General features: G+C 73.8%; 15 protein-coding genes. 6 read left to right on the forward strand and 9 right to left on the reverse strand.

The annotated features are described in order from the left end of the window. Together IE248_RS25840 and IE248_RS25845 are read left to right on the forward strand one after the other, a co-directional pair. Positions 1-1,641: a phytoene desaturase family protein gene (locus IE248_RS25840; protein ID WP_190031935.1), complete on the forward strand. Its 1,641-nt coding sequence runs from the start codon at positions 1-3 to the stop codon at positions 1,639-1,641. Positions 1,642-1,709: 68 nt separating this feature from the next. Continuing rightward, positions 1,710-2,918 carry a cytochrome P450 gene (locus IE248_RS25845; protein ID WP_190031855.1) on the forward strand — a complete coding sequence of 403 codons (1,209 nt, stop codon included), beginning with the start codon at positions 1,710-1,712 and terminating at the stop codon, positions 2,916-2,918. On the opposite strand, the gene IE248_RS25850 is transcribed toward IE248_RS25845, so the two are convergent. Further along, positions 2,871-3,890: a helix-turn-helix transcriptional regulator gene (locus IE248_RS25850; protein WP_190031856.1), complete on the reverse strand. Its 1,020-nt coding sequence runs from the start codon at positions 3,888-3,890 to the stop codon at positions 2,871-2,873. The two genes, IE248_RS25845 and IE248_RS25850, sit on opposite strands and share 48 nt — an antisense overlap. A 108-nt stretch (positions 3,891-3,998) precedes the next feature. Here IE248_RS25850 and IE248_RS25855 point away from each other — a divergent pair, with 108 nt between their 5' ends. Beyond that, positions 3,999-5,105, forward strand: coding sequence for a winged helix DNA-binding domain-containing protein (locus tag IE248_RS25855; protein ID WP_190031936.1), 1,107 nt, complete (start codon positions 3,999-4,001; stop codon positions 5,103-5,105). Positions 5,106-5,113: 8 nt separating this feature from the next. Here IE248_RS25855 and IE248_RS25860 read toward each other — a convergent pair whose 3' ends face one another. Then, a complete protein-coding gene (locus IE248_RS25860) occupies positions 5,114-5,944 on the reverse strand; it encodes a hypothetical protein (protein WP_037796916.1) in 831 nt (276 codons plus the stop codon). An 87-nt stretch (positions 5,945-6,031) separates the two neighbouring features. Further along, on the reverse strand, positions 6,032-7,270 hold the full coding sequence (locus IE248_RS25865) for a hypothetical protein (RefSeq protein WP_190031937.1): 1,239 nt from the start codon (positions 7,268-7,270) through the stop codon (positions 6,032-6,034). Between the two features lie 206 nt (positions 7,271-7,476). Between IE248_RS25865 and IE248_RS25870 the strand changes: the two genes are divergently transcribed. Both IE248_RS25870 and IE248_RS38265 read left to right on the forward strand, forming a co-directional pair. Continuing rightward, entirely contained in the window at positions 7,477-8,964 is a 1,488-nt protein-coding gene (locus IE248_RS25870; RefSeq protein ID WP_037796914.1) for a glycoside hydrolase family 18 protein, read from the forward strand. A gap of 164 nt (positions 8,965-9,128) precedes the next feature. Then, positions 9,129-11,945 (forward strand): AAA family ATPase, encoded by a 2,817-nt coding sequence (locus IE248_RS38265; RefSeq protein WP_190031857.1) that lies wholly within the window; start codon positions 9,129-9,131, stop codon positions 11,943-11,945. 24 nt (positions 11,946-11,969) lie between these two features. Here the strand turns inward: IE248_RS38265 and IE248_RS25880 are convergent, their stop codons facing one another. The 3 genes from IE248_RS25880 to katG all read right to left on the reverse strand — a co-directional run bounded on the left by IE248_RS25880 (position 11,970) and on the right by katG (position 17,822). Next, a complete protein-coding gene (locus IE248_RS25880; RefSeq protein WP_037799163.1) occupies positions 11,970-12,314 on the reverse strand; it encodes a GNAT family N-acetyltransferase in 345 nt (114 codons plus the stop codon). A gap of 239 nt (positions 12,315-12,553) precedes the next feature. Further along, positions 12,554-15,361, reverse strand: a complete 2,808-nt coding sequence (locus tag IE248_RS25885) for an AAA family ATPase (RefSeq protein WP_190031858.1) — start codon at positions 15,359-15,361, stop codon at positions 12,554-12,556. A gap of 229 nt (positions 15,362-15,590) precedes the next feature. Next, on the reverse strand, positions 15,591-17,822 hold the full coding sequence (gene katG / locus IE248_RS25890; protein WP_190031859.1) for a catalase/peroxidase HPI: 2,232 nt from the start codon (positions 17,820-17,822) through the stop codon (positions 15,591-15,593). Between the two features lie 223 nt (positions 17,823-18,045). Between katG and IE248_RS25895 the strand changes: the two genes are divergently transcribed. Beyond that, a complete protein-coding gene (locus tag IE248_RS25895) occupies positions 18,046-18,477 on the forward strand; it encodes a Fur family transcriptional regulator (protein ID WP_190031860.1) in 432 nt (143 codons plus the stop codon). 71 nt (positions 18,478-18,548) lie between these two features. Here IE248_RS25895 and IE248_RS25900 read toward each other — a convergent pair whose 3' ends face one another. The 3 genes from IE248_RS25900 to IE248_RS25910 are packed head-to-tail and all read right to left on the reverse strand — an operon-like array spanning position 18,549 to position 20,152. Beyond that, positions 18,549-19,034 carry a GNAT family N-acetyltransferase gene (locus IE248_RS25900; RefSeq protein ID WP_190031861.1) on the reverse strand — a complete coding sequence of 162 codons (486 nt, stop codon included), beginning with the start codon at positions 19,032-19,034 and terminating at the stop codon, positions 18,549-18,551. Positions 19,035-19,068: 34 nt separating this feature from the next. Beyond that, positions 19,069-19,539, reverse strand: coding sequence for a cyanase (gene cynS, locus IE248_RS25905; RefSeq protein ID WP_008742991.1), 471 nt, complete (start codon positions 19,537-19,539; stop codon positions 19,069-19,071). Between the two features lie 46 nt (positions 19,540-19,585). After that, complete coding sequence (locus tag IE248_RS25910) at positions 19,586-20,152, reverse strand: carbonic anhydrase (RefSeq protein WP_190031938.1); 567 nt, start codon at positions 20,150-20,152, stop codon at positions 19,586-19,588. Positions 20,153-20,264 lie beyond the last annotated feature (112 nt).

Genomic DNA, 20,264 nt, shown 5'->3' on the forward strand with positions numbered 1-20,264 from the left:
ATGATCGTGATCGGCGGGGGGCTCGGCGGCCTGTCCACCGGCTGCTACGCCCAGATGAACGGCTACCGCAGCCGGATCTTCGAGATGCACGACATTCCCGGCGGCTGCTGCACCGGCTGGGGCCGGGGCGACTTCACCTTCGACTGCTGCGTCAGCTGGCTGCTGGGCAACGGCCCCGGCAACGAGATGCACCAGATCTGGCTCGAACTGGGCGCGCTCCAAGGCAAGGAGATGCGGCACTTCGACGTCTTCAACATCGTGCGCGGCCGGGACGGGCGCGCCGTGTACTTCTACAGCGACCCCGACCGGCTCGAAGCGCACCTGCTGTCCCTCTCGCCGGCCGACGCCCGCCTCATCCGCGGGTTCTGCGCCGGACTGCGCAAATTCCGCACCTGCCTGTCCACGTACCCCTTCCTCAAGCCCGTCGGGCTGATGAGCCGGTGGGAGCGCTGGCGCATGCTGGCCGGCTTCGTCCCCTACCTCAACCTCTTCCGCACCTCGATGTCGGTGCTGATGACGGAGTACTCGGCCCGCTTCCAGGACCCCCTGCTGCGCGAGGCGTTCAACTACATCCTGCTGGAGAAGCACCCCGCCTTTCCCGTACTGCCCTTCTACTTCCAGATGGCCGCGCAGGCGAACCGCTCGGCCGGGGTGCCCGAGGGCGGCTCCCTCGGACTCGCCCGCTCCATCGAGGCGCGCTACGCCCGGCTCGGCGGCGAGATCACCTACAACGCCAAGGTCGAGCGGATCCTCGTCGAGAACGACCGCGCGGTCGGCGTGCGGCTCGCCGACGGGAGCGAACACCGCGCCGACATCGTCGTCTCCGCGTGCGACGGGCACACCACCCTGATGAAGTTCCTCGAAGGCCGCTACCTCGACGACACCTACCGGCGGCTCTACACCCAGACCATCGAAGAGCCCGGCATGGTCTTCCCCGGCTACGTCAGCGTCTTCCTCGGCCTGCGCCGCGAGTTCCCCCAGGGCGACCCCACCACCACCCACCTCCTCGACGAGGCCACCGCCGCCCGGCTGCCCGGCATCCGCCACCCCAGCCTCAACGTCCAGTTCCGCAGCCGGTTCTACCCCGAGCTGTCGCCCCGCGACACCACCGTCGTCTACGCCACGTACTTCTCCGACACCGCCCCCTGGCGGGGGCTCAGCGAAGGCCCCGAGCAGCTCAGCCGGCCCCGCCGCGGAGAGGAGCACCACACGCTCCCCGTCCGGCGCGGCCGCGCCTACTCGGCCGCCAAACACCGGGTCCGGGACACCGTCGTGGCCTTCCTGGAGGAGCGCTACCCGGGGCTGAAGGACTCCATCGCGGTGCGCGACACCTCCACGCCCCTCACCCAGATCCGCTACACGGGCAACTACGACGGGACCGTCCTCGGCTGGCAGCCCTTCGTCGAAGGCGGCGAGACCATGGAGGAACTCGTCAAGAAGCACGGGCCGGTCCTGCCCGGCCTGCGGAACTTCTACCTCTCCGGCGTCTGGGCCACCACGGGCGGCCTCATCCGGGCGGCCGCCGCCGGACGGCAGGTCATGCAGTTCGTCTGCCGCGACGACGGCCTCGACTTCACCGCCACCGTCGACGACAGCGCGCCGCCGCCCACGCACGTCGTCGTACCGGTGGGCCCCCGCTGACCGCGCCCGGCGCCGCTTCACTACCGCTCCCCGACCGCTCACCCCCTCCAGGAAAGGGCTGACATCCCATGTCTCTCCACCCGGACCCCCTCGACTACCCCTTCTGGTCGGCCCAGGGGCTGGACCCGTACCCCGGCTACCCCGCGTTGCGGGAGCGGCCCCTCGCGCGGGTGCGGCTCCCCTACGGAGAGGAGGCCTGGCTGGCCACCCGCCACGAGGACGTCCGTACCGTCCTGTCCGACCCCCGCTTCAGCCTCGCCGAAGCCGCCCGCCGCGACCCGCCCCGCACCACGCCCCAGGTCAGCCACCTCGGCGGCCTCGTCGGCAACGACGCCCCCGACCACACCCGCCTGCGGTCCCTGCTCGGCAAGGCGTTCACCGCGCGCCGCGTCGAGCGCCTGCGCGACGACATCCGGGGCATCGCCGACGGGCTGCTCGACCGGATGGGCGACACCGGGCCGCCCGCCGACCTGGTCGAGGACTTCGCGTTCCCGCTGCCCGTGACGGCGATCTGCGCGCTGATGGGCGTACCGGCCGCCGATCACCCGCGCGTACGGGCCTGGGCGGACACCGTGTGCTCGGGCCGGGTCGCGCCCGAGCGGATGCGGAGCGAAGCCGACGAGTTCACCGCCCTGCTGGCGACCTGGGTGGAGGAACGCCGACGGGAGCCCGCCGACGACCTGCTGAGCCTGATGACCGGGGCCTGCGACAAGGACGGGACCCTCTCCGAGGAGGAGGTCATGATCCTCGTCAACGAGATCCTCGTCGGCGGCTTCGTCACCACCGCCAGCCAGATCGGCAACTCCTTCTCGCTCCTGCTGCACCCCGAAGGCGCCGGTCGCCACCTGTGGGCCCGGCTGCGCGCGGACCCGGGGCTGATCCCGCAGGCCGTCGAGGAACTGCTGCGCTACCTGCCGCTGTTCAACGGCATGCCGCTCTCCCCGCGCTACGCCCTGGAGGACATCGAACTCGGCGGGGTCCTGGTGCGCCGAGGCGAGCCCGTCATCGGGGACCTGTCCGCCGCCAACCGCGACCCCGCCGCCTTCCCCGACCCGGAACGGCTCGCCCTCGACCGCTCCGGCACCTCACACCTCACCCTCGGGTACGGAGTCCACTACTGCCTCGGCGCGCACCTCGCCCGGCTGGAACTCCAGGTGGCCCTGGAGCGGGTCCTCATCCGCATGCCGCAACTGCGCCTCGCCGTTCCCCACGGCGAACTGAGCTGGCGCTCAAGGGAGTTCTTCAACGGCCTGCACGCCCTCCCCGTCACCTGGTGACACCCGGGCCCCGGCGGCGGCGTAGCGGCGGGCCAGGTGGGCGAAGGCGGCCCTGAGCTCGGGCGGGCCGACGACCTCGATGTCGGCGTCGAACTTCCCGATGGTCGCCGCCAGACCGGGCCAGGACCAGGCGCCGAGCACGAGACGGCACCGGTCCGGGCCGAGTTCCTCGACGATCCCGTCGCCGGCGTAGCGGGACACGGCCGCGGCGGGCAGGTCGAGGACCACCTCGCCGCGGCAGGGCCAGTCCCCGGTACCCGCGGCGCCCCGGAACCGGTCGGAGACGAAGGCGGCCACGTCCCCGCCGGGCAGCTCGCGCGGCGTGAACCGGGGCCCGGTGGGGGAGCGAGGGCCGATCCGGTCCGCGCGGAAGGTCCGCCAGTCCGTACGGTCGAGGTCCCAGGCGACGAGGTACCAGCGCCCGCTCCAGGTGACGAGGTGGTGGGGCTCCACCCGGCGCACGGGGGCGTCGGCGGCGCCGTCGGCCGCCGGGTAGTCGAAGCGCAGCAGGTGACGGGCGTGGACGGCCGCGCTGAGCGTCAGCAGTACTTGCGGGTCGGCCTGCGGACGCGGCCGGTCCGGCGCCCGTTCGACCGCCGTGACCCGCAGGGCGTCGATGCGGTGGCGCAGCCGGGCGGGCATGACCTGCCGGACGGTGTTCAAGGCGCGCGCCGCGGCCTCCTCGATCCCGGCGCCGGTGCCGGCGGCCGTCTGGAGGGCGACCGCGAGGGCGACGGCCTGGTCGTCGTCGAACAGCAGCGGCGGCAGCTCCGAACCGGCATCGAGCCGGTAGCCGCCGTCGGGGCCCCGGGTCGCGGCGATGGGATAGCCGAGCTCCCGCAGGCGGTCCACGTCGCGGCGCACCGTGCGCGGGGTGACCTCCAGCCGGTCGGCCAGCAGCTGCCCCGGCCAGTCCCGGCGCGCCTGGAGCAGGGAGAGCAGGGACAGCAGCCGTGCCGAGGTCTTCGCCATGACACCCATGGTGCCCCAGGTAGCGGACAGTACCTGTCCGCTACCCCTGCGACCGTGACCGTACCGAACGACAAGAACCACTGGAACGACTGGAAGGAGCCGGCCACGATGACCGTGCTCGACGCGCGGGCGCTGGGCCGCGCCACTCTCGCCCGGCAGCTGCTGCTCGATCGCGCCGATCTGCCGGCGCTCGACGCGGTGGCGCACCTCGGGGGCATGCAGGCCCAGGAACCCCAGGAGCCGTTCGTCGGGCTCTGGGCAAGGCTGCGGGCCTTCGAGCCCGGCACGCTCTCGGAGCTGCTGGTCCGGCGCCGGGTCGTACGGACGCACCTGATGCGACGCACCGTCCACCTCCTCGCCGCCGAGGACGCGCTGGCCTGGCGCTCCCGCCACGACGCCATGCTGCGCCAGCGGGTGCTCGGGAACTACCGCGCCGAGCTCGCCGGAGTGGACCTCGACGAGCTCGCCGCGGCGGGCGGGGCGGTACTGGCCGACGGGGAGCCCCGCTCGATGACCGAACTCGCGCGGGCGCTCGCCGGGCGCTGGCCCGAGCCGGGGCCGCGGGCCCTGGGGGAGATGCTGGTCGCCGCCCTCGTCCCGGTGGTGCAGCTGCCGCCGCGCGGGCTGTGGCGGGCCAAGGGCGGCGTGCGCAACGTACCGCTCTCCTCCTGGCTGGGCCGCGAGATCGACCCGCCGTCCCCGGACGCCTCCGATCCCGTCGGCCAGGCGCTGGTCCGCCGCTACCTGGCCGCGTACGGCCCCGCCGCCCCGGCCGACCTGCGCGCCTGGTGCGGACTCGCGGGGCTCCCGGCCGCGGTGGCCGCGATGCGCGCGGAACTGGTCACCTTCCGGGACGAGCGCGGCCGACAGCTGCTGGACCTCCCCGACGCCCCGCGTCCCGACCCCGCCACACCCGCCCCGGTGCGGTTCCTGCCGGCGTTCGACAACGCGATCCTCGGCTACCAGCACCGCGGCCGGATCATCGACGACGCCCACCGCGGCCTGTCCGTCGCAGGCGAGCGCGTCGTCCTCGTCGACGGCCGGGTCGCCGCGACCTGGAAGGCTGCGGCCGCCGCCGTGACGGTCACCCCGCTGCGCCGCTTCTCCCGGGCCGAGAGCGCCGCCGTCGCCGAGGAGGGCCGGGAACTGGCCTCGTTCCTCGCCGACGGAGCCGGGGCGGACCACGAGGTGCGGATCGCCCCGCCACCCGGCTGACGGGCTCCCTACCCGGGGCCGTCCGGCCCGGCGGGGGCCGGCTGCGTACCGTCGCGGTCGTTCTGCTGCTTCAGCCGCCGGGTCAGCCCGCCGCCGACGACGATCAGGGCGACGCCGAGCCACCACAGCTGCCCGTCGAAGACGAGGACGGCGATCCCGATCGGTACGAGCAGGCCCGCGAGCGGGAGGAGCAGCCCGGCGAGCGGCAGGCGCTGGGGACCGCCGTGCGCCCGCGCCCGGACGACCTCGGGGTACCAGGCGGTGAAGCGCAGGGCCGCGACGATGGCCAGGACCTGGATGATCCACCCGGTCCAGATGTTGTTCGGGTTGTGCAGGACCAGGTCACCGAAGGCCCCGGCGATCGCGGCCACCAGGAAGGCCAGCCCCCACACCCCCGTGATCATGTAGTTGGTCCGGAGGAAGGCCGGGGAGTACCACAGCGCGGGATCGACCCGCTCGCGCGCGTACTGGAGGGTGAAGGGCTTGTGGAGGGCCATGGAGCCGAAGGCGATGGCCATCAGGGCGATGTTGGAGACCTCACCGGCGTAGGTCTCCAGCCAGCGGTGCGTACCGGGGCTGGCCAGGGCGCCGATGACGGCGAGGATCGCGAAGAACACGACGTCCGAGACCTCAAGGATCTTCAGCGAGCCACCGGGCTTGAGCAGCCGGCTCACGACGACGAGGGCGATGGAGATCGTCAGCGCGATCACGACCGCCCACTCGAAGCGCCCCGGCCCTACGAACAGCGAGAACACGATCCACGGGGACATCCCGATGAACGGGCTGTCCAGCAGCCCGGCCGCCTTCTGGCGGAGGTGAGTACCGGAGGCCTCTGCCATGGGCCCGCCCTTCCTGCGCCACCACCCCCCGCAGTCCTTTCCAACGTACGCCGCCCCCCGCCTCCCGACCTTCCGAACGACGCCGACTCAGCCCTCCGCGTCCCCGCGCCGACGGCGGGTCCGCTCGGCGATCCCGTCGGAGAGCCTGCCCTTCACCGAGCCGGCCCGGTCGAGGGTCCCGCTGCCGAGGGCCCTGGCGGCATCGACGCCCTTCGCTCCCGCCGCGAGCGCCTTGTCCTTCGCCTCCGCGGCCGCATCCGCCCATCGCCTCGCCTCCGATGACCGGCGACCGGAGGTGATCCCGAGCCGGCCGTGGAAGTCATGGACTCCGGTCGCGACGTCGTTGCTCGACTGGACGACGGCGGGAGATTTGGCCGGGTGCAGCAACACCTTCGCGTTGGCGGCGCCGGCGGCCGCGTTCATCCTGGCCACCAAGCGCTGCGTGCTCCGCGAGATGTGCTCCAGCCGGGCCTGCCGGGCGGCCTTCAGCCCGAGGCGATGCCCGTGCAGCTCCTCCGGAGACGCGTCCAGCACCCGGTCGAGTTCGAGCACGGCGATCGCGTCCTGCAACTGGAAGCAGCGAGCCAGAACGGCGAGCCACTCCCGCACCCCGGACTCGGCCTCCCGGGCCGCCTCGGCGAGATCACCGATCTTGGTCTTGATCTCCATCTTCTCGGCCAGAGCGTCGAGTTGGCGCAACGCGTACGCCTGGGTCTCCGCGATCGTCGCCGGTACGGCCTGCACCTTCGACCAGGTGACCTCGTCGACCCTGCCCCTCTTCTCCCGGAGGGTCATGGCCTCCTCGATGACGAAGCCCACTCCGATCATGCGGGCCAGCGCGGCGTCCTTCTGCGCGCGCAGCACGTCGTCGACCTTCTCGTCGATCGTGGCGAGGTAGTCGGTGATCTCGTCCATGGTCTGCTGCATCGCGACCTGCGTCATGATCCTGGCGGCGCCGGCGAGAGCGGCCGGGTTGGTCAGGAGCGACCGGGGCCCCTTCACGAATTCCAGGAATCCCCGGACCTGGCCCTTTTGCCCCTTCACCACGCCGGTGCTGAGACCCGTCTTCGAGCTCTCCCTCAGCCCGTACTTCTCGACGAGCCGCGCCGACTCCTGCGTCAGCTGCACCCAGCGGCCGGAGTTGGCGGCGATCTCCGAACCCGCCTGAGCGGCTCCAGCCCCCGTACCGGCAACGGACTTGAGCCGCTGCAGTCCGAGGTCCTTCGAGGAAAGGCCCTCCGAGGTGAGGAAGCGGTCGACGTCCGTCGGGTTTCCGATGACCGCCAGTCCGTCGCCGTCACTGATCAGCTGAATCTCGTTGTCCATCGCCCGCTCCTGAAGTGGCTTCACGCGGTTGAGGGTAGTGCGGGGTGTGCGCCGGGGTGGTGGGGGTGGTGTTTCTGAGGTGGTGCTTACCTCTGGCTTAAGGGGGGCTCAAGAACGGAGGGGTGGGGGGCGGGGTGGGGATTTGCCGGGTTTGTGGTCGCTAGCGTGCTGATCGATCCTCATCCCGACTCCAGAGGCAGGTCCCCATGACTGGCAATTCCCATCGCCGTACGACGAGCGGCAAGGCAAAGGCGGCCGGGGCGTTGGCCGTCGCGGCTGCCGTCGGGGGTACCGCGCTGGCGTTGACCGGTACCGCGCAGGCCGCGTCGGTCGGCGCCGCCTTCACCAAGGCGAGCAGCTGGAGCACCGGTTACACCGGGCAGTACGTCATCACCAACCACGGCGGTGCGGCGCTGAAGGACTGGACCCTTGAGTTCGACCTGCCCGCCGGTACGAGCATCGCCTCGCTCTGGAACGGCGAACAGAGCGTCAGCGGGCAGCACGTCACGGTCAAGCCGCCCCGCTGGGACACCGCGGGCCTCGCGCCCGGCGCCTCGGTCACCGTCGGATTCGTCACCGCCGCCGGACAGGACGCGGGGGCGCCGACGGGCTGTCTGATCAACAAGGAGAAGTGCTCGGCGGGGACCGGGGCGACGCCCAGCCCCAGCGGCCGGCCCACCACCGCGCCGACGGCGACCGCGACCGCGCCCCAGCCCACGGTCAAGCCGACCGCCCGGCCCACCACGGCGCCCACCGCCACCACCGGGCCGAAGCCGACCGCCACCGCGCCCCGGCCCTCCGGCGGCGCCGCCTTCGCGCCGTACGTGGACACCTCGCTCTATCCGTCCTACGACCTGCTCGACACGGCGGCGAAGACCGGGGTCAAGGAGTTCAACCTCGCCTTCGTCACCTCCGGCGGTGCCTGCTCCCCGCTCTGGGGCGGCACCACGGCCCTCGACGCGGACCGGGTCGCCTCGCAGATCGCCGCCCTGCGGGCGAAGGGCGGGGACGTCCGGGTGTCGTTCGGCGGCGCGGCCGGCTCCGAACTGGGGCTGGTGTGCACCTCCGCCGACAGCCTCGCCGCCGCGTACGGGAAGGTCGTGGACACGTACGGGCTGACCAAGGTGGACTTCGACATCGAGGGCGCGGCCCTGCCCGACACCGCCGCCAACACCCGGCGTGCCCAGGCCATCGCGCAGTTGCAGAAGTCGCACCCCGGGCTCGACGTCTCCTTCACCCTCCCCGTGATGCCCGAGGGCCTCACCCAGCCGGGCGTGGACCTGATAGCCAACGCCCGGCAGAACGGGGTGGCGATCTCCGCCGTCAACATCATGGCGATGGACTACGGCCCGGCGTACAGCGGGGACATGGGCGGATACGCCATCCAGGCGGCCACGGCCACGCAGGCACAGATCAAGGGGGTGCTCGGTCTCGGTGACGCGGCGGCGTGGAAGGCCGTGGCGGTCACGCCGATGATCGGTGTCAACGACGTCAGCAGCGAGGTCTTCACGGTGCAGGACGCCACGCAGCTCGTGGAGTTCGCCCGCGCCAAGGGTCTCGGCTGGCTCGCCATGTGGTCCGGCGCCCGCGACAAGCAGTGCCCGGGCGGCGCCAAGAACTCCGCCGACCCGACCTGTTCCTCGATCCTCCAGGAGCCGCTGGCCTTCACGAAGGCCTTCGCCGCCCGCGGCTAGGCCGCCTCTCGCGGATTCCGCCCGCGCGAGCGGCTGTTCTACTGTGCGCTGAGCACAGGAATGGCAGAACGGCGGGGCAGCGCGTGGAGATCGGGACCCGGAACGGGTGGGGGAGCGCGAGCGGGACGGCGGCGCAGGCGGACCCCGCGGAGCCCGCAGAGCCCATGCAGCCCGCGGACTCCGCGGAGCCCGCTCCGGGGCCCGACCGGACCGGGCGCGGTCCGGAGCGGGCGCTCCTGGAGCCCGCCCTGGCCGCCGTCCGCGAGACCGGCGCGGCGCTCCTGCTGCGGGGCGACCCCGGCATGGGCAAGACCGCCCTCCTCGACTGGGCGGAGGACCGCGCCGCGCGCGCCGGTCTGCGCGTGCTCCGGATGGCCGGGGCCGAAGCGGAGTCCGATCTGCCGTTCGCCGCGCTGCACCAGGTGCTGTGGCCGCTGCTCGACACCGGCCCCGCCCTCCCGGACGGCGCCCAGGGCCCGCTGGAGCGGGCCCTGGGCCTCAGGGAGGGCGCCCTGCCCGCTGTCACGGAGGTCTCCGACGCCGCGCTCGCGCTGCTGGCCCGCGCCGCCGCCGACCGGCCCCTCGTGCTGCTCCTCGACGGCCTGCAGTGGGCCGACCCGGCCAGCGCCGCCGTGTTCCGCTCCGTGGCCGAGCGGGCGGCCGGGCTCCCGCTCGTCGTCATCGGAGCCACCCGCCACGAGGGCACGTACGCGACCTGCCCGGCGGGCCGCGCGATCGACCTCGAACCGCTGGACGACACCCGCGCCGCGCGCCTGCTGCGCGTACTGCACCCCCATCTCGCCGACTGGGCCCGCCGCCGCGTCCTGCGCGCGGCCGGCGGCAACCCCCTCGCCCTGCGGGAGCTGCCCGCCGAGCTCGAACGCGCCGCGCCGGACCGGCTCGCCGTCCTCGCCGACCCGGAGAGCGCGGAACTGCTCGGCGAACTCCCGCTGGGGGAGCGCCTCGGCCGGCTGTACGAGGACAGGCTGCGCGCCCTGCCGCAGGAGGCCCGGCGCGTCCTGCTGCTGGCGGCGCTCGGCGGCCCGGCCGCGCCCACCCAGCCCGGTACGCCGAGCCCTTGGCGGACGATCGAGGACTCCGGGCTCGCGCGCCTCGACCCGGCGACGGGCCGCGTACGGTTCCGCCACCCTCTGGTACGCGCCGGCCTCGTCCACATCGCCTCATCCGCGCAACGCCGCGCCGCCCACCGCCGGCTCGCCGACACGCTGCCGCCGCACGACCCGCGGCGGACCGCCCACCTCGCGGCCGCCGCGATCGGGCCCGACGACGGCCTCGCCGCGCTGCTGTACGCGGAGGCGGAGGCCATGGGGGACCGTGGCGCCGAAGCGGAGGCGGCGAGCGTCATGGCGCGCGCCGCCGGACTCACGGCGGACGTGGAGCGCAGGGCCGCCCGGCTCGTCGCCGCGGCGGAGATGGCCGCCCGGGGCGGCCGGCTGCGCTTCGCGGACCGGCTGCTCGCCGAGGCCGCGACGGAGGCCGCCCCGCGCACGCCGCAGCCGGCTGCCCTGTACGCGCTCGTCGTCGCCTACGTCCGGCTCCACCGCGCCTGCGACTCGGTCCCCGCGGTCGAGAGGCTGCCCGCGATCCTGGACGCCGTTGCCGCCGCCTCCGGCGAACCCGCCGCCCCCGGGGACGCCGCCCGGCGGGCGGCCCTGGTGGAGCCGGCGCTGTTCGTCCTCCTGCTGGTCGCCGTGCACACCGGTGACGAGCGGGCCCGGGCCGCCCTGGACCGGCACGCCGCCGGCGGCTCCCCGCTCGCCGCGCTCTGCCACCAGGCGTGGGCCGACCCGCCCCGTACCGCGCGGGACGTACCGGCCCGCCTGCGCGCCGCCGCCGCGGAGCTGGGGGACGACGCGCACCCCCTCGCGGACCGGCTGCTGCTGTGGACCGCGATGGCGGTCGACCGCGTCGGCGAGCACGACGCCCTGTGGAACCGGCTGGCGCACGGCGGCACCTACGTCACCCAGGCGTTCATCGACCTCGCCCGCACCCACGACGGCTTCCTGCGCGGCCGGTGGGACGAGGCCCTCGCGCGCGCCCGGCGCGGCACCGCGGCCTCCGCAGCGCACGGCTACGGCTTCAACGAGATGATGTTCCTCCTCCACGAGGCCCAGGTCCTCGCCGGCCGGGGCGACACCGCCGGCCTGGAGGCCATCGGCCGGACCCTGTCGCCCTGGGCCACCGAGCACCGCGTCCGCCTCGTCACCGGACGGCTGCTGGGCCTGAAGGCGCTGTGCGCCCTCGGGCACGGGCGGGTCGGCGAGGCCTGGCACCACGTACGGTCCCTGACCCCGCCCGGTGTGCTGCCCCCGGACGTGCCGTGGATCCAGCTCACCCTGCTGGACTTCGCGCAGGCCGCCGTGGAGAGCGGCCACCGGGACGAGGCCCGGGCGCACCTGTCGGCCGTACGGGCGGCCGGGGTCGCAGAGGTCTCGCCCCACCACGCGTTCCTCGTCGCCGCCGCCGAGGCGCTGGCCGCGCCCGACGACAGGGCCGAGGAGCACTACACCGCGGCGTACGCCGTCCCGGGCGCCGGAGACTGGCCCTTCGAGCTCGCCCGGCTCCACCTCGCCCACGGCGCCTGCCTCAGGCGCCGCTCCCGGCGCCGGGAGGCCGCCGCCCGGCTGGCCGCCGCGCACACCGTCTTCGAGCGGCTGCGCGCGACGCCCTGGGCCGGACAGGCCGCCCGGGAACTCGCCGCCGCCGGCGGCGCGGGCCCGGAGCCGGAGCGGCCCGGCACCCCCGCCCGCGGCATCCGGCACCCGCTGTCCGCACAGGAGCTGAGGATCGCCGAACTGGCGGCCCAGGGACTGACCAACCGGGAGATCGGCGCGCGGCTGCGGCTGTCCCCGCGCACCGTCGGCGCACACCTCTACAAGATCTTCCCCAAGCTCGGCATCACGACCCGGGGCGGCATGGCCCAGGCCCTGCGCGAAGCGGGCCCGCGGGAGCCCGCCTAGGCAGGCTCTCGCGGCCCGGCCGCGTCACCAGCGGTCGGGGCGCGCCGCGAGTTCCCACTCGGCGGTACGGGTCACCTCGGCCTCAGGCTGCGGGGCCTCCTCCGGGTGCCGCTGCGCCCACTTCGCCACGTACGGGCAGAGCGGCACCACGGGGACGCCCTCGCGCAGGGCCATCGCGTAGAACTCCCGGGCCAGCGAACCCGCGATGCCCCGGCCCTCGTTGCCCTCCTCGACGACGGTGTGCACTGCGACGAGGGCGTGCGGCGCCGCTTCGAGCACGAAGTACGCGATGCCGCCGAGGTAGGTCCCGTCCTCGAACGCCCCCAGTACACCGCGCTCGCGGTCGTCGCGCAGCACGAGATCTGCCATGTCCACCCCTGGTGGTGTCGTCGAACCGCCCCGTGGACGGTACGGATGAGTCACACCCGCGCCACCGTGCGCGGCCGTCGCAGGGACGATACGGCAGCGGCCGCCCCGGCGTCCGCCCGCCGGGGCGCCGTGGCGCGGGCCGTGCACGGCGGGACCAGCGCCGGGCGCGTCCGGTTCGCTCACGGTCAAGCCGAAGGGCCGTCAGGAGTCCCGGCCGGAGGCCTCCGCCGGACCCTCCCTCAGACCTCCGTCAGATCCCCGAGGGCCCGGGCCACGGCGGCTCGCGAGGTGATCCCGAGCTTGGGGAAGACCTTGTACAGGTGGGCCGCGACCGTGCGGGGCGACAGCCGCAGCTCCACGCCGATCTCCTTGTTCGTCAGCCCGGTGGCGACCAGGCGCGCGATCCGCAGCTCCTGAGGGGTGAGCGGCTCCCCGCCCGTCGCCCCGCCGCCCGCCGCGCCGTCCACCGCCCGGCCCGCCGCCCGCAGTTCCTCCCGGCACTGCTCCGCCCAGGGATCGGCCCGCAGGTCCAGGAAGGCGTGGTAGGCGGCGCGCAGCACGTCGTCCGCCTCGGCGCGCCGGCCGCGGCGGCGCAGCCGGGAGCCGTGGGCCAGCCGCAGCCGGGCCAGGTCGAACACCCAGCGGTCCGCGCCGGGCACCGCGTAGGCCGCGGCGAACCGGGCCTCGGCCTCCTCCGCGTCCTCCTCCTCGGCCCCGGCCGCCAGCGCGTCGGCCGCCGCCAGCAGGAAGGCGTGGTGCCCGGAGATCTCGTCCATCCGCGCCGCCCGCCCGGCGGCCACGTGGGCCACCGCCTCCTCCACCCTGCCGCACCGCACGGCCGCCAGGACGAAGTCGAAGAAGGGCAGGTGGAACCAGGGCAGCCCGGAGGGCAGTTCACCCGGGGTCATCAGCCGGCGCAGCCGCCCGTACGCCTCTTCGTGGCGGCCGTGCGCCAGCGCGGCGAGCGCGCCGAGGTGCGTCAGCTGGTCGGTGACGAAACGCATCCGGGCCGCGGCCGCCGCGGGCTCGATCCGGGCCCGGACCTCACGCAGCCCCCGCTCGTCGCCGCGCCCCGCCAGGAAGTGCGCGTAGTAGTGCCGGAACAGCAACGCGTTGGAGTGGTAGCCGGCTTCCGCCGCGGCGTCCGCCTCGCGCAGGCACTCCTGGGCGGTGTCCCAGCGGCCGCGCAGGAAGTGCCGGTAGGCCCTGGCCTTGGCCACCGACCCCTGGGTGGCGAACGCGTGCTGACCGGCGAAGAGCCGCCACAGGCCACAGTCGGCCGCGTCCACCGCACTGGCGGTCCACAGCAGCAGCCAGGACTTCCCGGTGTCCTGATCGTTCGTCATGCGCTCGACCATGGAGCGCAGTTCGCTCTCGACGCCGTGCGCGGTACGGGGCGGATCGGCCCAGGCGCGGTGACACAGCCGCGCCGCGGGGGAGACGTGCTCCAGATGGGCCTCCAGTGCCCGCCGCCCCCGCGGGTCGCCCGTGTACGCGGTGGCCAGCAGCAGCTTGAAGAACGCCTGCTCGGCCAGGTCGTCGCCGAACGGCCGGGCGGCGGTGGCCGTCAGCCCGGCCAGGGCGCGCGGCAGCAGGGTGAACGAGGACTCGAAGTCCATGTGGTGGCTCTGGTCCACGTACACGACGGCGTACGCGAACAGCGGGGCGATGTCCGCCGGCACCGGCCCCTGCTTGAGCTCCTCCACCAGCCGCGCCGTGTACGGCAGCCGGCCGCCGCGCGCCGACATCACCGCGGCCAGCGTCAGCCGTCTCGCCCGGTTGCCGGCGTCGGTGCTGAGCGCCGCCGCGCGGTCCAGAAGCAGCGCCCCCTCCGCGTCGGCGCCGCGCAGCGCGAGCCGTGAACCGGCCTCCTGGAGCCGCGCGGCGAGCGGCTCACCGGGGGACTCGGCCGCGGAGGCCTCGTGCAGGAGGCGTCGCGCGTCGCCCTCGGGCTCGTACCCCGCCAGTGTCCGGTGGGCGGCGCGCCGCTCCGCCTCCGAGGCGGCGGCGATCACCGCGCTGCGGACCAGCGGATGCCGGAACACCAGCCTGCCCGCGTGGTCCAGCCGGGCCAGCCCGCTGGCCTCGATGCGGTCGAGGGCCATCTCCGCCCCGTCCCCGCCGGCGGCCCGCCACCAGCCGCCGCCCTGCCCGGCGGCCTCGTCGCCGCCCAGCGCGGTCAGCAGGAGCACCCGCATCGGCTCCGCGGACAGCGACCGCAGCCGCTCCGTGAACAGCCGCTCCAGCCGCTCCCCGAGCGGGAGCCGTTCCGGGAGCGGTGCGATGCCCCGCTGGTGCTCCTGGCGCAGCTGGCGCGGGAGTTCGGCCAGTGCGAGGGGATTGCCGGCGGCCTCGTCCACCACGCGCTCGGCGGTGGTGGCGGCCAGCTCCGGATGCCACTGGCGCAACAGGGCGCGGGCGTCCGTACCCGACAGGGCCTCGACGTCCACGGGGTGGGTGGGCCACCCCTCCAGCGCGGATCCGTCCGGTCGGGTCGTCGAGAGCATCACCAGCGGGAGGTCCCCGATCCGCTGGTGGAGGAAAGCGAGGACGGCCTTGCTGGAGGGGTCCACGCAGTGCAGGTCGTCCACGAGGATCAGCAGCGGCCGGCGCCGGGCCTCCTCCGCGAGCAGGGCCAGCGCGGCCGCGCCGACCATGAAACCGCCCGGCGGCAGTCCGTCCCGCAGCCCCAGCGCGTACTCCAGGGCGACCCGTTGACTTCCGGGCAGGGCCCCCGAACCCGCCAGCAGCGGCCGCAGCACCTGGTCGAGCACACCGAACGCGGACGCGACCTCCGCCTCCACGCCGACGGCGCGCAGGACCGTGAACCCGTGCCCGAAGGCGCGTGCCGCCGCCCAGTCCAGCAACGCCGTCTTCCCGATGCCCGGTTCGCCGCGCAGGACCACCGCCGAGCCGCCCGCACCGGAGCGCGCCCCGTCGAGGGCCCGTTCCAGCAGCAGGAGTTCGCGCTGCCGGCCCACGAGCGCGGGCCCGCCGTACTCGCCGTGCCCGGTGGATGCGCTCTGCTTTCGGTACTCGGTGCCCACGGTTGCTCCCAGCCGGCCGGGGGCGAACGCCGGCCCGCCGTGCCTCGCCGGAAGTGGCCGCCCCCAGACCCTTCCGCCCTCGGCCCGTGCGCGTCGCGGCGGGGTTCGAGTGCCACGCCATTATCCCGTACCGGAATTCCGGCCGCCGCCACCGAACCGGGGGCCGAGTGGTGGAAGACGTCCGGGCCGGCCCGTGAGGGCCGGCCCGGACATCGGATCAGGCGTCGGATCAGACGAGGTCGAAGCGGTCCAGGTCCATGACCTTGGCCCACGCGGCGACGAAGTCCGTCACGAACTTCTCCTTCGCGTCATCGCTCGCGTAGACCTCCGCGACCGCGCGCAGCTCGGAGTTGGAGCCGAAGACGAGGTCGGCACGGGTGCCGGTCCACTTGACCTCGCCGGTGGCGGTGTCGAGGCCCTCGAAGGTGTTGGCGTCCTCGGACGTCGCCTTCCACGCCGTGCCCATGTCGAGCAGGTTGACGAAGAAGTCGTTCGTCAGGGACCCGGGGGTCGCCGTGAGCACGCCGTGCTGCGACTGCTGGTGGTTCGCGCCGAGGACCCGGAGGCCGCCGACGAGGACCGTCAGCTCGGGGGCGCTCAGCGTCAGCAGGTTCGCCTTGTCGAGCAGCAGGTACTCGGCCGGCAGCCGGTTGCCCTTGCCGAGGTAGTTGCGGAACCCGTCGGCGGCCGGCTCCAGGGCGGCGAACGACTCCACGTCGGTCTGCTCCTGCGAGGCGTCCGCGCGGCCCGGCGTGAAGGGGACCCGGACCTCGAAGCCGGCGTCCTTCGCGGCCTGTTCGACACCCGCGCCACCGGCGAGCACGATCAGGTCGGCGAGGGAGACGCGCTTGCCGTTGCTCTGGGCGGAGTTGAAGGACTCCTGGATGCCCTCCAGGGTGCGCAGCACCGTGGCGAGCTGGTCGGGCTCGTTGACCTCCCAGCCGCTCTGCGGCTGGAGGCGCAGGCGCGCGCCGTTGGCGCCACCGCGCTTGTCGCTGCCGCGGAAGGACGAGGCCGACGCCCAGGCGGTGGAGACGAGCTGGGACACCGTCAGGTCCGAGGCGAGGACGCTGCTCTTGAGGGCGGCGACGTCCTCGGCGCCGACGAGCGGGTGGCTCACCTCGGGGAGCGGGTCCTGCCACAGCAGGGTCTCGGAGGGGACCTCCGGGCCGAGGTAGCGCACGACCGGGCCCATGTCGCGGTGGGTCAGCTTGAACCAGGCGCGGGCGAAGGCGTCCGCGAACGCGGCCGGGTCCTCCAGGAAGCGCCGCGAGATCTGCTCGTACGCCGGGTCGAAGCGCAGCGAGAGGTCGGTCGTCAGCATCGTCGGGGCGTGGGTCTTCGACGCGTCGTGGGCGTCGGGGACGGTGCCCGCGCCGGCGCCCTCCTTGGGCCGCCACTGGTGGGCGCCCGCCGGGCTCTTGAACAGCTCCCACTCGTAGCCGAAGAGGATCTCGAAGAAGCTGTTGTCCCAGGTGATCGGGGTGTTCGTCCAGATGCCCTCAAGGCCGCTGGTGATCGCGTCGGCGCCCTTGCCGGTGCCGAAGCTGTTGTTCCAGCCGAAGCCCTGCTGCTCGATCGAGGCGGCCTCGGGGTCGGCGCCCACGCTCTCGGCGGGGCCGGCGCCGTGGGTCTTGCCGAAGGTGTGGCCGCCGGCGACCAGCGCGACGGTCTCCTCGTCGTTCATCGCCATCCGGCGGAACGTCTCGCGGATGTCGCGGGCCGCGGCGATCGGGTCGGGGGTGCCGTTCGGGCCCTCGGGGTTGACGTAGATGAGGCCCATCTGGACCGCGCCGAGGGGGTTCTCCAGCTCCCGGTCACCGGTGTAGCGCTCATCGCCGAGCCAGGTGGTCTCGGGACCCCAGTAGACGTCCTCGTCGGGCTCCCAGACGTCCGCGCGGCCGCCGCCGAAGCCGAAGGTCTCGAAGCCCATCTGCTCCAGGGCCACGTTGCCGGTGAGGATCATGAGGTCGGCCCAGGAGAGGCTCTGGCCGTACTTCTTCTTGACCGGCCACAGCAGGCGGCGGGCCTTGTCGAGGTTGCCGTTGTCCGGCCAGCTGTTGAGGGGGGCGAAGCGCTGCTGGCCCGCTCCGGCGCCGCCGCGGCCGTCGCTGATGCGGTAGGTGCCGGCGCTGTGCCAGGCCATCCGGATCATGAAGGGGCCGTAGTGGCCGAAGTCGGCGGGCCACCAGTCCTGCGAGGTGGTCAGCACCTCGGCGATGTCCCGCTTGACCGCAGGCAGGTCCAGGCCCTGGAAGGCCTCGGCGTAGTCGAACTCCTCGCCGAGCGGGTTGGCCACGGCCGGGTTCTTGGCGAGGATCTTCAGGTTCAGGCGTTCGGGCCACCATTGGCGGTTTCCGCCGCCTTGGGTCGGGTGGGGGGCGCGGTCGTGTGCGACGGGGCAGCCACCTCCGCCCTCGTTCTTGGCGTCTACGACGATCGCGTCATGGTTGTCAGACATGGGAATCCTTCCGGGCCGGGCGGATCACGGTGCTGAATAACTGCGGGCGGCGAAACAAGCGGTTCAAGGTCTTCAAGGGGTTCATGTCCTTGGCTATCGACGGAACCGATCCTACGATGGACAGAATCCAAGTCAAGAAGGATGCCAAACCCGTATCCGATAGGATCCCGGACAAGCATGCGGACGCCGGGTGTCCCACCGAACCGGAATAGGTGAACCCGATATGAGTGACCTGCTGGAACGGCTCAGAGGGCGTGGCTGGCGGATGACCTCCCAGCGCCGTGTGGTGGCGGAGGTCCTCGACGGCGATCACGTCCACCTCACGGCGGACGAGGTGCACGCCCGGGCCGCGGAGCGGCTGCCGGAGATCTCACGGGCGACCGTCTACAACGCCCTGGGTGAGCTGGTCCTTCTCGGCGAGGTCCTGGAGCTGTCCACCGACGGCCGGGCGAAGCGCTACGACCCCAACGCGCACCACCCGCACCACCACCTGGTGTGCTCCGGCTGCGGGACCATCCGGGACGTCACCCCGGCCGGCAACCCCCTGGCGGACCTTCCGGAGGGGGAGCGGTTCGGGTTCGAGGTGTCGAAGGCCGAGGTCACCTACCGCGGACTCTGCCCGTCCTGCGCCGGAGCCGCCGGAGCCGCCGGATAGGGCACGCGCGCTCCGGCAGCGCCGGCCGGCCGCCCCGGGAGCACCGCCGCCACCAGGTCCCCGTCAGGCCGTCAGGCCTTCAGCGGGCGCCGGTAGCGGACCCCGGGGCGCCCGTCGAGGGTGACGTCCCCATCGACGGCGAAGCCGGTGCGGGAGAGCACGGCCATGGAGGCGGCGTTGTCCAGAGTGGTGGCCGCGGTGAGCGCGGAGAGGCCGTACGCCGGGCCCGCGAGCCGGCAGACCTCCCGGACCGCGGCCGTCGCGACGCCCCGGCCCGCGGCGTGCTCGCCGATCCGGTAGCCGAGCTCGGCGCTCCCCTCCTCGACGTCCACGAGGTTGACGCGGCCGACGAGGTCTCCCCGGTCGGTCACGACCAGGTGGAAATGACAGGCCCCGGCGTCCTGCTCGGCGAGGAGCGCGCGGTGCCGGGAGGCGAACTCCGCGAAGTAGGCGTCCCCGCGATCGGGCACCGTCCGCGCGAAGTACTCCCGGTTCTCCCGTTCGAACGCCAACAGGGCGTCCGCGTGGCCCGCTCGGAGCCGCACCAGCCTCACCATGGCCGCCAGTCTACGGATCGGCGGGGCGGCGGGGTCAGAAGGGCCTGGTGGGGAGGTACTTGCCGTCGAGGGTGATGACCGCGCGCTCGCCGCCGTCGGGGTCGGCGACCTTCCTCACGTCCAGCTTGAAGTTGATCGCGCTGATGATGCCGTCGCCGAACTGCTCGTGGACCAGGGCCTTCAGGGTGGTGCCGTAGACCTGGAGCATCTCGTGGAAGCGGTAGATCGTCGGGTCGGTCGGGATGCCGCCCGGGATCGAGCCGCGGGTCGGGACGGTCTCCAGCAGGAGCGCGTCGTCGTCGTCGAGGCCGAGGAGGGCGGCGACGGCCCGGGCGGCGGGGGCCGGGAGCGGGTGCTGGCCGAGTACGGCCGCGGTGACGAAGGCGACCGACAGGCCGGCCGCGTCGGCGATCTCCTGCCAGGAGAGGTCCTCGCGGGTCTTGGCCGCGACGGCCCGGGTGGCGAGGGCCTGACGGGCGGCGGGGTCGAACTGGGACTGCAGCATGAGAACGCTTCCTTATAGGGGGGAGAGGGGGAGAAGGGGAGAGGGGTTACGCCGCCGGGGCGAGGCGCTCGACCGTGCCCGTCGCGATGTCGTACACCCAGCCGTGCAGGGTGAGCGCGCCCGCGGCCAGGGCGTGGGCCACCGGGGGGTGGGTGGCGAGGTTCGCCAGCTGCGCGGTGACGTTGTCGCGGATCAGGGTGTCCAGCCGGTCCGCGGTGGAGCCCGCGGCGGCGCCCGCGTGGCGCAGCCAGCGGCCTACGGCCGGTACGGCGGAGAAGTCGTCGCCCCCGGCGAGGGCCGTCATCGCCCCGCAGGCGGAGTGACCGCACACCACGATGTCGCGGACGCCCAGGACGGCGACGGCGTACTCGATCGAGGCCGCGACACCGTCCGGTCCGGGCGCGTGGGCGGGCACCAGATTGCCCGCGGTACGGATGACGAACAGCTCGCCCGGTTCGCGCTGGGTGATCAGCTCGGGTACGACGCGGGCGTCGGAACAGCCGATGAACAGCGTCTGCGGCCGGTGCGTCGTCGCCAACCGGGCGAACAGGTCCGCCTTCGCCGGAAAGACGTCCCGCTGAAAGCGCTCTACGCCCTCGACGAGGTCCCGCATGGTCCGTACGGCCTGCATGGTCACTCCCTTCGGTGGATGCCGCCCCGTGGGGCTGACGAGATCCACCATGCATGAGCTGCATTCATAGTGTCCAAGGCGTACTGAGCATGCT

The sequence above is a fragment of the Streptomyces goshikiensis genome, from assembly GCF_014650555.1.
GTDB lineage: Bacteria > Actinomycetota > Actinomycetes > Streptomycetales > Streptomycetaceae > Streptomyces > Streptomyces goshikiensis.